The organism is Candidatus Baltobacteraceae bacterium (assembly GCA_036559195.1).
Classification (GTDB): domain Bacteria; phylum Vulcanimicrobiota; class Vulcanimicrobiia; order Vulcanimicrobiales; family Vulcanimicrobiaceae; genus JALYTZ01.
The window spans coordinates 1-11,554 of record DATBTN010000058.1 but is presented as its reverse complement, the minus strand read 5'-3'; the positions used below and the strand labels follow the sequence as shown (position 1 = coordinate 11,554).

Below are 11,554 nucleotides of genomic sequence, written 5' to 3'. Positions count from 1 at the left end.
TTCGTGAATCGTCGTGCCATCGCACTCTTCGCATCGATCGCGTGTGGGGCGGCGTTTGCCGCACCCGCGAGCGCGCAGCAGAAGACGCCGGCTCCGCGCGCGACGCCGCGCCCGCAAGCCTCGCCGGCGGCCAAGGCGATTCAGCAAGGCGGCTTGCCGCCGCCGCCGCCGATACCGATTCTTCCGAACGTTCCGAACGTCGCCGCCGGCTACGCGGCGCCGAATCTCGAAACGCCCTCGGCCGATCTCGTCGGGGTCACGCAGAAGCAATTCGTCGGCATCACGCTCGACAACGCCGTCGCGATGGCGCTCGCGCACAATCCCGACCTGGCGGTATCGCAAGCGAACCGGCGCATCGCGAATTACCAAATCGCCGCCGCGCGGGGCGCATACGACGTGCGCCTTTCGGTGCAGCCGCAGTATAGTTACGTTTCGCAGGCGCCGCAGAACGCGTTCTTTGCCGGGCCGAACTTCGGGCCGATCGTGCAGAAGTCGATCCAACTCCAAGGCGGCGTCGAAGGTCAGCTCCGCGGCGGTCAGCAGTACCAAGTCCAAGTCTCGGGTAAGCGCGTCGAGGACAACACGACGATCAATGCGTTCAACCCGACGTATCCCACGATATTTTCCGTTAACTTCACGCAGCCGTTAGCGAAGAATCGCGGGATAAATGCGACCACGCGGTCCATCGAACTGGCAAAAATCAACGCCGACATGACCGACGCCCAGACCCTGCAATCGGTTTCGACGACGGTCGCGCAAGTACAGGACGCGTATTGGAACTTGGTTGCCGCCTGGCGCAACGTCGCGATACAGGAAGAAGCGCTCAAAGAGGCGCTCGTGCAATCGCGCAGCAACGCGCGCCTCGCCAAGGTCGGCGTAAACGCGCCGATCGACGTGGTGCAGTCGAACACCCAGGTCAACGTTTTTCAAGATAACGTCTTTTCGGCATTGCAGAGCGTGGCGAGTCTGCAGAACCAGCTCAAGGAACTCACGCTCGCGAATCCGGCCGATCCGATTTGGAGCGCCAATCTGGTCCCGACGACCCCCGTTCTGCAGCTTCCCCGGGAGCCGGCGCTTGCCGATCTGGTTACCCAAGCGTTAAAAAATCGTCCCGAAATGGCGCAGATTGCCGACGCTCGGCGCTCTGCCAACGTTGATCTAGCGTATGCCGAGAATCAAGTCAAACCGCAAGTCGACCTGCAGCTCGGCTATACGAGCAACGGCTTCGCCGGAACGCCGACCGATCCTAATGCGAGCCCGTTCGCGCAGAGTAGCGCGCAGCAGGTGATGGCCATCGACGCGTTAATCGCGGCGGTCGACAAGCAGCTGCCGGCAAATCAGCAAATTCCCACGTTGATGCCCTCGAACACGCCGGTCCCGGGGTATCTCGTCGGGTCGCTCGATCAATCGATCAAGAATCTCACGAGCAATAAGTTCCCGGTATACAACGCCGGCGTGCGGCTCACGATACCGATCGGCGATCGGACGGGCAAGGCCGATCTGGCGATCGCGCGAGAGCGCGAACGAACGACGCAGTTGCAGGAGGCCAGCATCGTGCAGCGCGTGACCGTCGAGGTACGCGACGCGCTGCAGGCTTTCAAGAGCGCGCAGTACCGTCTCATCGCCGCGCGGTCCGCGCGTGCGGCATCCGAAGCCGTACTTGCGAGCGAGCAGCGCCGGTTCCGCAACGGCGCTTCGACCACGTTTCTTATTTTGCAGCGGCAGTTGGAAGTAGCCGACAATCGCGGCCGCGAGCTGCAGGCTCAGACCGACCTCAACAAAGCCGTCGTCGAACTCGAACGATCGACCGGCGAAATTTTAAGCGCCAACAACGTCAATCTCACAACGGTGGGAGAGGGAGCACTCAATCCATGAAACGCAAGAGCACCGCCGAGGTACGGCTACGCGTCTCGAAGATCAACCAGCAGAAGCTCCAGGAGCGCAGCGCCGTGCTGTATTCGCGCGAGTTGGAGCGCTGGAACACGCGCCCGCTACGCGGAACGCTCGCCTAGGCAAACCCGGGTTTCAAGCTCCTCGCGCGCGGGTACACCCTGCGCACGATGGACATTAAAAATGACCTAGCCAAGGCCGCCGACACGATCGGCGATGCCGCCAAGGACGTTCGGGATACGGTTTCGGAGAGCGCGCATAAAACGCAGGCCGCAGCCGAACACGAGCGGCGCACGGAGTCCGGCGAGACTATGACGACGGGGCAAAAGATCGAATCGTCAGCGAACGAGGTAAAGCACAACGTGCAGGCCGGACTCGACCACGCCAAGCGCGACGTCCGCGACGCCGGCAATACGTAGGATCGAACGCTAGAAAAAGACCTTTAATCCATCCGCCACCACGCTTCGACAAGCTCAGCTCCCCTATCTGTCATCCTGAGCCTGTCGAAGGACGAGCCCGTCGCGAGGGGCGCTAGGTCAGAGCGCTGGCGGCAGCGGCGTCCACTAACCAGTCGAGGCGGCCCTCGAGCGGCGCGACGATTTGGATCGGGTAGGTCGTCGGATCGTGGACTCCACGCAGAACGGCCGCGAGGATCGCGGCTTTTGCTTGGCCCTCGGCGGCGATCGCGACGTCGCGCGCCGCGTTAATAACGCGCGGCGTTATCGTAAGCCGCGACATCGCAGCCGTTTCGACGTACGGAGCGCGCACGAGTTGCGCGTCGTCGGTCAGCGGATCGGTTCCGGGAAAGAGCGAGGCGGTGTGGCCGTCGGGACCCATTCCGAGCATAATCAGATCGAAGCGGGGCGGTTCACCCAAGTCCTCGCGCAGCAGTTGCGAATAGGCTCGTGCGGCGGCCGCCGGCTCGTCTTCGCCGCGCATGCGATGCACGTTGTGTCCGGGGATGTTGACGGCGTGCAGAAACGTGTCCATCGCCATCCGATAGTTCGAGGCTTCATCGGTGGGCGGCACGCACCGCTCGTCTCCGAAGAACACGAAAACGTCGTTCCAATTGACTGCCGTGCGGCGCGGCTCTTGAGCGAGCAGCGCGTACGCCGCTTTGGGCGTCGTGCCGCCGGCGAGCGCGACGTGAAACGTTCCGCGTTCCGTAATTGCCGTCTGCGCGCAGTTGACGAAACGATCGGCGAGCGCCGCCGCCAGCTTGTCGGGATTGGCGTACACATGGACGTTGTCCGGAAAGTCGCTCACGATGCGGGGCTCTGCGCTTCGAGCAGCGCGCGTGCGGCTTCGAGCGATGCGGCAAACAGCTCGCCGCCGGCCGGCGTGAGAATCGCCTGCTCCATCAAGGAAACCACGTCGACGTCGTGAATCGGCGCGCAGCGCTGCGGGCGAGCTTTCTTACCGTCGACGCTCAAACAGACGACATCCGACGTGCCTTTTTGCAGCGCCGCCGTGAAGGTCGAGTGCGCGCTTTCCAGGACGATGCGTACGACCCGTCGGGCTTCGCCCTGGTGGCGGAACGAAACGCCGATCTTCTCCCCTCGCGCGTTGCAGAACTCGTGCGCTCCACATGGATTCCACTGCAGGCGGCTCGCGAGCCAGCCGATCAAATAGTAGGCTTCGGCATCGGAGCCCGAGGTAATCGCGACGCGCTCGATCGACGGCAACTCGCTCGCGAGATCGGCATCGTCGAAGAACTGCGCGATCATATCCTGCCACGGTGCGAGCCGCATGTAGGCGAGATCGCGCACGGCTCGATGCGAGCCGCCGGCCATCCACTGCGTCAGTTCGCGAAGCGTGCCGGCGGTTTTGTCGCCCCGCGAGCTATCGAGCAGCACGCTGTCGGCAAGCCGGGTTAACTCCGTAAAACGGCTCTCGCCCGCGATGTGCGCTCCCGCCCAGCACAGGATGGTCTGCACGTTGGGAACGGTGAGCGCGCGGACGATCGACCCGAGTTCTTCGGCAGCGAAATCCCGCACGCCGAGTTCGATTTGCTCGGTCTGCGTGAGTACCGTATCGTCGATCTCTTTTACCGCCGAGTAAACGCTGCGAGCCGAATCGGCGTGCGTCGCATCGAGCAGCAGCGTGCGCGACGGATGACGTTGGGCGATGGTTCCGGTACGCTCCTTAAGCCAGCCCAGCAGTTGCGGATCCTCGACGAAGGCGACCAAGTTGAGCGAGGTGGCGGATACGCCGATGCGTTCTTTGCGATCCTTGGCGAGTTCGTCGAGGATGGCGCCGACGTCGAGGCTCACAGCGGGCGCCAATTCGGATTAAGGTCGTGCGCGGCCGCCGGACCTTCGGTGCCGGCCCGATAATTGGGGAAGGTGCGATCTTTGATCGAGGTCCAGACCTCGAGAATCGGCATGACGATCTCCCACGCCCGCTGCACGGCGTCCCAGCGCGTGAAGAGCGTCGCATCGCCGCGCATCGCGTCGCCGATTAGCCGTTCGTACGCCGGCGCCGAAGCAACGCCGAAACCGGTGCCGTAGTTAAAGTCCATCGTCACGCTGCGAATGTGGTTCTTCGGACCCGGCACCTTGCCGTTGAAGCGAATCGAGACGCCCTCGTCGGGTTGGATCTTGATGACCAGTTCGTTCTGCTCGATCGTATCGCTCTTCTCGCCGAAAAGCTTGTGCGGGATCGAGTTGAAGGTAATGGCGATCTCCGAAACCTTGCGCGACAGACGCTTGCCGCTGCGCAGATAGAACGGCACCCCTGCCCAGCGCCAATTGTTGACGTAGAGTTTGAGGGTAGCGAACGTCTCGGTATTGGAGGACGGTTTGACGTCTCGCTCCGTGCGATAGGCGGGAACGGGCTCGCCGTCGATGGTGCCGGCGTCGTATTGCCCGCGAACGCTCATGGTGAAGACCGATTCAGGCGTGGGCGGTTCGATCGCCGAGAACACCTTGAATTTTTCGTTTCGGATGGCGTCGGCGTCGGAGCTTGCCGGCGGCTCCATCGAAACGAGCGCGAGCAGGTTCATGACGTGGTTCTGAATCATGTCGCGCAGCGCGCCGGCGTTGTCGTAATATCCGCCGCGCAGTTCGACGCCGAGCGTCTCGGCCGCCGTAATTTGGATCGATTGGATGTAGTTACGATTCCAGATCGGCTCGAAGATCGTGTTGGCAAAACGCAGGGCCATGATATCCTGCACGGGTTCTTTGCCCAAATAGTGGTCGATGCGGTACACCTGGCCTTCGTCGAAAACTTTTTCGACCTCGGCCTGCAGCGCTTGCGCGGATGCGAGATCCGTACCGAACGGCTTCTCGACGATGATGCGCGTCCAGCCCTTGGCATTGTTCTTTGGATCGAGTTTCGCGCGTTTGAGCTGGTCGATGATCTGCGGAAAGACCGCCGGCGGCGTGGCGAGATAGAAGAGCACGTTTCCGCCGGTCCCGAGTTGCTCGGCGCTTTCGTCGAGTCGTTTCTTGAGCGCTTCGAAGTGCGACGTATCGCTGAAATCCGCGGCCATGTACGAGATACGCTTGGCCATGTCGTTCCAGAGCGACGGGTTGGCCTTGCCGGAGTGTGAAAACTCGTCGACTGCTTGCTTGCAGTACGCGCGAAACTCGTCGTCGGTGTATTCGCTGCGTGCGAAGCCGATCAGACTGAAATTCGTCGGCAAGATGTCTTCGACGCGCAGGTTATAGATCGCCGGCATGAGCATCCGCTTGAACAGGTCGCCGCTCGCTCCGAAAAAGACGATCGTGCACGGATCGTTGATTCGCCCGGAATCGAGCCCCGCGCGCAGCGGGTTGACGGCCGGCGCCGCAGGTTTGGGCTGCGCGCCGTCGCTCTTGCCGTTCTTTGTTTTGGTTGAGGTGGCCGCCACGATTACTTCTCGGCCTTAACCGCGTGTCCGCCGAACTGATTTCGCAGCGCCGCGATCACCTTCGCACTAAACGATTCGTCTTGACGCGATGCGAAGCGTGCCATAAGCGAGAGCGTGATGACCGGTGCCGGCACGCTCTGCTCGATCGCGGCTTGCACCGTCCAGCGCCCCTCACCGTTATCGTCGACGTACCCGCGAATTTTTTCGAGGCCCGGATCCTCATCGAACGCGAGTACGGCGAGATCGAGCAGCCACGAGCGCACGACGCTGCCGTGACGCCAGAGTTCGGCGAGCTGTTTGAGATCGTAGGTGTACGGCGACGTTTCGAGCAGCTCGAATCCTTCGCCGTAGGCTTGCAAGAGTCCGTACTCGACGCCGTTGTGCACCATCTTCGAGTAGTGTCCGGCACCCGCGGGCCCGACGTGCGCGTAGCCGTTCTCGGGTGCGAGCGTTAGAAAGATCGGCTCGCAGCTTTTTACCGCAGCGTCGTCGCCGCCGACCATCAAACAGTACCCCTCTTTGAGTCCCCAAACGCCCCCGCTGGTTCCCGCGTCGACGAGGCTGACGCCCTTGGCCTTGCACCGTTCGTAGGCTGCGAGACCTTCCTTGTAGTTCGTGTTGCCGCCATCGATGATGATATCGCCTTGGCCGAGCAGCGCGATCAGCGCGTCGATCGTTTCGTCGGTCGGTTTGCCTGAGGGCACCATAATCCAGACGACCTTGGGCGAACCGTTGAGCTTCCCGCACAAGTCGGCCAGCGACTGCGCGCCGGTCGCCCCGCCCGAAGCGGCGGTTTTTACGGCATCGGCGCTACGATCGTAGACGACGACGCTGTGGCCGCCTTGCTGCAGGCGCGTCGTCATGTTCGCGCCCATGCGCCCGAGTCCGACCATTCCGAGTTGCATGGATCTCCTTTTAAACTTTAAGCGAAAGCGCGTCTTCGATTGACGCGACCAATGCGTGCAGCGCCTTGTCGACGTCGCCCTTGAGATGCACGCGCACGCCGCGCCGGTTGCGCTTATCGAGCGACTGCAGATCGCCGAGCGCCTGCGCCGCGATGAGCGTTCGGAATCCGACGTTCATGCCGGGGATCGGCAGATCGAACGGCGAGTCGCCGGTGATTTGGATAAAAACGCCGGTAGCCGGTCCGCCTTTGTGTTCCTGCCCCGTCGAGTGCAGGAAGCGCGGTCCGAAGCCGACGGTGGTTGCGATGCGTTTGGCATCGCGAATGGCGAGCCGCGCGCGATCGATCGATTCGGCGTGCTTCGCATTGCGATCGATATACGCGCAAAACGCGACGTAGTCGTGAGGCCGAATCTGCGCGACCAATTCGACGAGAGCGGCCGTGAGATCGGTGCTGCCAGCTTCGGAGCTGCCGCTCATAAACGTGATATCGAAGAGTTCGCCGTCGACGTCGGCTACAGGCTCGTGGATTTTGCCGTTACCGGCGTATTCTTTAAGCAGCGCTTTGGTGTTGTCTTTGGATTCTTGCACGTTCGGCTGATCGAATGCATCGATCTGCAGGATCGATCCCGCCGCGGCTACCGCGATCTCCCAGAGGAAGAACTGCTCGCCGACATCGTAGGCGTCGTTCATGGCTAGACGAATCACCGGATGTCCGGCTTTTTCGATCGCGCGCAATTTTGTGTCGGTCTCGGCTTCGGCCTTCGGGAGATTGGCACCGACGTAGACGAATACGCGATCGTCGCCGTAGACCTCCGGCTCGCCGAGCCGCTCGCCCTCGACGGGCAGAATACCCTTGCCCATTTTGCCGGTGGATTCGGCGACGAGCTGCTCGGCCCAGGCGCCGAACGCGCGAACCGAGGGATGCGTAACGATCGTAAGCTTATCGCGACCGTGCGTTGCGAGCGCGCCGATGGCGGCACCGAATCGGGCGCCCGGTGCGTCGGCGGGCGTGACGGACTTGTCGTTCGCGTGCATCGCTCCAAGTCCGCGATCGAGCAATAGGTTGATGTCGTAGCCGGCGACGGCCGCCGGAACCATGCCGAAGAAGGAGAGGGCCGAATATCGCCCGCCGATGTTCGGATCGTTGACGAACGTCGCGCGGAAGCCTTGCGCTTGCGCTTCGGCTTCGAGCGCCGTTCCGGGATCGGTAATGGCGACGAAGTGCGAGCCGGCGTGCGCCGAGCCAACCGCCTTGGTGACCTCCGCGTGGAAATACCGGTAGAACGCGTCGGGTTCGGTCGTAGTACCGCTCTTGCTCGCTACGATAAACAGCGTACGCGCCAGATCGATCGCCCCTTCGATATCGCGAATCTGCGCGGGGTCGGTCGAGTCGAGCACGTGGAGTTGGGGATGCCCGTCGATCTTTCCGAAGGTTAGGCGCATGATGTCGGGGGCGAGCGAACTGCCGCCCATTCCGAGTACGACCGCATGCGAGAACTGGGACGCGACGTCGTTCGCGAAATGCTGAAGATTGGGGACGCTTTCCAGCATATGCTGCGGGATCTCGAGCCATCCGAGTGCGTGCTTGATGATCTCGGCATGCTGCGGGTCGCTCGACCACGGGCTCGGATCTTTGGCCCAGAGCTTTTTCAGAAAATCGTTCTTCGCCAACGTCTCGAGCGCGCTGGAAAACGGTTCCTCGTAGGTGCCGAGTGAGAGCGCAACCCGTTTTTGCCCCGAGCTGAGCTGCTTCTGTTTGTAGACGATCGCGCCGAGCAGCGCCGCGAACGAGTCGCTGAACGAAGCGACGCCTTCGACCTGCAGCTTGTGGGTGACGTCGAAAAGCGAGATCTTCGCGTCCTGCAGATGCTTGATCGTCGCGCGAGCGTCATCCAAATCGCGCAAGACCGTCTCCGGTACGACGCTGCCGTGATCGAGCAGCGCCGCGAGCGTATTCGGGGGCATCGTGTTGACGGTCTCTTTGCCGACGACCGGTTCCACGTACATCAGATCGGGATAGCTGGGGTTTTTGGTCGACGTCGAGGCCCAGAGCGGGCGCTGCACGTGTCCGCCCTTGCTCTTGACGGCCGCAAACCCGGCACCCTCGAAGAGTTCGAGGAATTTCTGATAGGTGAGTCTCAAGTTCGCCACGCCGGTTTTGCCCAGCAGCGAAACGAGATTCTTCTCGCCCTTGTCGATGCGGTCTTGAAGAATCTTATCGATCGCCGTATCGATACGGCTCACGAAGACGCTGTTGACCGATCGAATGCGGTCGATCGGCTGCCCCTTTTCGAGACGGCGCTGCAGGCCGCGAATGTAGGCCTGTGAGGTCTTCTCGTACATTTCGATCGAGAAGATCAGCGTCACGTTGATGTTGATGCCCTCGGCGATGCACGCTTCGATCGCCGGTACGCCCTCGTTGGTTCCCGGGATCTTCACCATGAGATTCGCGCGGTTGACGCGTTTCCAGAGATCTTTGGCCATGTCGATCGTGCCCTGCGTGTCGTGCGCGAGCAACGGCGAGACCTCGAGACTGACGAATCCGTCGTTTCCGCCGCTTCCGTCGTAGACCGGTTTGAAAAGGTCGCACGCGTTTTGAATGTCGGCGATCGCGAGCTCCCAGAAGAGCGTGTTCGCATCGTGCTGTTTGCCGATCAGCGATTTCAGCTGTTCGTCGTAGTCGTTGCCGGTGCCGATCGCTTTTTCGAAGATCGTCGGATTGGACGTCATGCCGCGCAGGCCTCGGTCGATGAGGCCCTGCAGCTCACCCGAAGCGAACATGCTGCGCCGCAGGTTGTCGAGCCATACGCTCTGGCCGGCTTCGAGCAATTGCTGCAATTGGTTACTCATGAACGCATTCTCCTAGTGTTGGGCGGCAGTAGCGAAGTGGTCTTGCGCGACCTGCGCGATGTGCTCGGGCGTGAATCCGTACTCTCGAACGATATCGGCGGCGGGCGCGGATGTTCCGAAATGATCGATGCCGTAGGTATAGCCGCGATCGCCGACCCACTCCCGCCAGCCGAAGGTTGCGGCGGCTTCGATCGACATCCGCGCGGTGACGGCGGGCGGCAAGACGCTATCGCGGTACGATTGCGAAGCCGCCGCGAAGAGCTCCCAGCACGGCATCGAAACAACCCGCGTCTTCATTCCGCGTTTGGCGAGCAGCTCGGCGGCTCGCACGGCAAGCGAGACTTCGGAGCCGGTGGCGATCAAGATGAGATCCGGGGTCGCGTCGGTGTCGACGAGCGTGTAGGCGCCGTTGCGCATATCGAACGTGCGCTCGCCCAGAAACGGCAGTTTCTGCCGGCTCAAGATCAGCGCCCACGGGCCGCCCTGCGCCGCAAGCATAAGCTTCCACGCTTCGAGCGTTTCGACCGAATCGGCCGGACGGACGACCATGAGATTCGGCGTCGCGCGCATGTGTGCGAGATGTTCGATCGGCTGGTGCGTCGGCCCATCCTCGCCAAGAAAGACGGAGTCGTGCGTGAGAACGTAGTAGCAGCGCACCTTATTGAGCGCGGCCAAACGGACCGCGCCCTTCATGTAATCGAGAAAGTTCAAGAAGGTCGCGCCGAACGGCAAGAGCGCGCCGTGTAGCGCGAGACCGGTATTTATCGCGGCCATCGCATGCTCGCGCACGCCGTAGTGAATGTTGCGCCCGGCATACGTTCCGGGTTGGAAGTCGCCAAAGTCCTTGAGATAGGTTTTCGTAGACGAATCGAGATCCGCCGAACCCCCGACGAGTTCGGGCGCGGCCTTGGCGATCGCGTTGATCGCGATACCGCCGGCATCGCGCGTGGCGATGTTGTCGCCGTTCTCTTTGGTAAAGACCGGCCACGCAATCTGCGCCGGCGGCTGCTTCGCGAGGGCGCGTTCGAGTTGCGCGGCGGCTTCGGTGTTGCCGGCCTTCCAGGCATCGAACGTCTTCTTCCAATCGTTCTGCAGTTCCGCGCCGCGATCGACGAACGTGCGATACCACGCGAGCACGTCGTCGGGCACGTAAAAGTCGGGTTCGAGCGGCCAGCCGAGGCGCTCTTTGGTTTTCTTCACGTTCTCGGGACCGAGCGGTTCGCCGTGGGCCTTGAACGAGTCTTGCTCCGGCGAGCCGTAGCCGATGTGCGTGCGAACGAGAATCAGCGAGGGCTTATCCGCGACCGCCTTGGCGGCCGTTATCGCAGCGTCGATCGCCGCGACGTCGTTGCCGTCGGGGATGTGTGCGATGTGCCAGCCCAACGCCTCGAAGCGCAAGCCGACATCCTCGGTAAAGGTGACCCCGGTGTCGGCGGCAAGCGTCACTTTGTTATCGTCGTAGAGCGCGATCAGCTTGCCCAGCTGCAGATGACCCGCGAGCGACGCGGCTTCGTTGGATATCCCTTCCATCATGTCGCCGTCGCTGCACATCACGTAGGTGTGGTGGTCGACGATCCGCTGCGCGCCCGTGTTGTAGACGGCACCCAAATGCGCCTCGGCGATAGCCAGGCCGACGGCGTTGGCGAAGCCCTGTCCGAGCGGCCCGGTCGTCACCTCGACCCCCGGCGTGTGATGCGCCTCGGGGTGGCCGGGCGTCTTGCTGCCGAGTTGACGGAACGATTTCAAATCGTCCATCGAGAGATCGTAGCCGGTTAGGTAGAGCAGCGAATAGAGCATCGCCGACGCATGGCCGGCGCTGAGCACGAACCGGTCCCGATCGAACCAGGCCGGATCCTTCGGGTTGAACCGCAGGTGCTTGCTCCAGAGCGTGAAGGCGGTCGCCGCCGCCCCCAGCGGCATGCCGGGATGCCCGGATTTCGCCTTTTGCACGGCATCCACCGATAGAAAACGGATCGCGTTGATACGTTGCTCGTCCTCGCGCGTATTGGGCACAGTCTCTCCTCGGGGCGAAAGCTTGCATTGCGGGGGAGACGA

The 11,554-nt window shown here is 62.3% G+C and carries 9 protein-coding genes; 3 read left to right on the top strand and 6 right to left on the bottom strand.

Annotated features, from left to right (window positions below; translation table 11 throughout):
- The first annotated feature begins 3 nt into the window (after positions 1 to 3).
- From VIG32_09125 to VIG32_09115, 3 genes are read left to right on the top strand one after another with little or no spacing between them, the layout of a single operon-like run.
- Entirely contained in the window at positions 4 to 1,875 is a 1,872-nt protein-coding gene (locus VIG32_09125; protein ID HEY8298169.1) for a TolC family protein, read from the top strand.
- On the top strand, positions 1,872 to 2,012 hold the full coding sequence (locus VIG32_09120; GenBank protein HEY8298168.1) for a hypothetical protein: 141 nt from the start codon (positions 1,872 to 1,874) through the stop codon (positions 2,010 to 2,012). Before VIG32_09125 ends, VIG32_09120 begins: the two co-directional genes overlap by 4 nt.
- 48 nt (positions 2,013 to 2,060) lie before the next feature.
- Positions 2,061 to 2,309 carry a hypothetical protein gene (locus tag VIG32_09115; protein ID HEY8298167.1) on the top strand — a complete coding sequence of 83 codons (249 nt, stop codon included), beginning with the start codon at positions 2,061 to 2,063 and terminating at the stop codon, positions 2,307 to 2,309.
- Positions 2,310 to 2,421: 112 nt separating this feature from the next.
- Here the strand turns inward: VIG32_09115 and pgl are convergent, their stop codons facing one another.
- Genes pgl through tkt form a run of 6 tightly spaced genes read right to left on the bottom strand, consistent with a single transcriptional unit; the run spans position 2,422 to position 11,512 of the window.
- Positions 2,422 to 3,156: a 6-phosphogluconolactonase gene (pgl, locus tag VIG32_09110; protein ID HEY8298166.1), complete on the bottom strand. Its 735-nt coding sequence runs from the start codon at positions 3,154 to 3,156 to the stop codon at positions 2,422 to 2,424.
- Positions 3,153 to 4,163 (bottom strand): glucose-6-phosphate dehydrogenase assembly protein OpcA, encoded by a 1,011-nt coding sequence (locus VIG32_09105; GenBank protein ID HEY8298165.1) that lies wholly within the window; start codon positions 4,161 to 4,163, stop codon positions 3,153 to 3,155. The genes pgl and VIG32_09105 overlap by 4 nt, the downstream gene beginning before the upstream one ends.
- Positions 4,160 to 5,743, bottom strand: coding sequence for a glucose-6-phosphate dehydrogenase (gene zwf / locus VIG32_09100; GenBank protein HEY8298164.1), 1,584 nt, complete (start codon positions 5,741 to 5,743; stop codon positions 4,160 to 4,162). The genes VIG32_09105 and zwf overlap by 4 nt, the downstream gene beginning before the upstream one ends.
- A gap of 2 nt (positions 5,744 to 5,745) precedes the next feature.
- A complete protein-coding gene (gene gnd / locus VIG32_09095) occupies positions 5,746 to 6,735 on the bottom strand; it encodes a decarboxylating 6-phosphogluconate dehydrogenase (protein HEY8298163.1) in 990 nt (329 codons plus the stop codon).
- Positions 6,659 to 9,499 carry a bifunctional transaldolase/phosoglucose isomerase gene (locus tag VIG32_09090; GenBank protein HEY8298162.1) on the bottom strand — a complete coding sequence of 947 codons (2,841 nt, stop codon included), beginning with the start codon at positions 9,497 to 9,499 and terminating at the stop codon, positions 6,659 to 6,661. Before VIG32_09090 ends, gnd begins: the two co-directional genes overlap by 77 nt.
- Before the next feature lie 12 nt (positions 9,500 to 9,511).
- Positions 9,512 to 11,512, bottom strand: a complete 2,001-nt coding sequence (tkt, locus tag VIG32_09085) for a transketolase (GenBank protein HEY8298161.1) — start codon at positions 11,510 to 11,512, stop codon at positions 9,512 to 9,514.
- Positions 11,513 to 11,554 lie beyond the last annotated feature (42 nt).

Coding starts and splice junctions, on each gene's coding strand:
- VIG32_09120 (HEY8298168.1), top strand. CDS start 1,872: ATGAAACGCAAGAGCACCGCCGAGGTACGGCTACGCGTCTCGAAGATC.
- VIG32_09115 (HEY8298167.1), top strand. CDS start 2,061: ATGGACATTAAAAATGACCTAGCCAAGGCCGCCGACACGATCGGCGAT.
- VIG32_09090 (HEY8298162.1), bottom strand. CDS start 9,499: ATGAGTAACCAATTGCAGCAATTGCTCGAAGCCGGCCAGAGCGTATGG.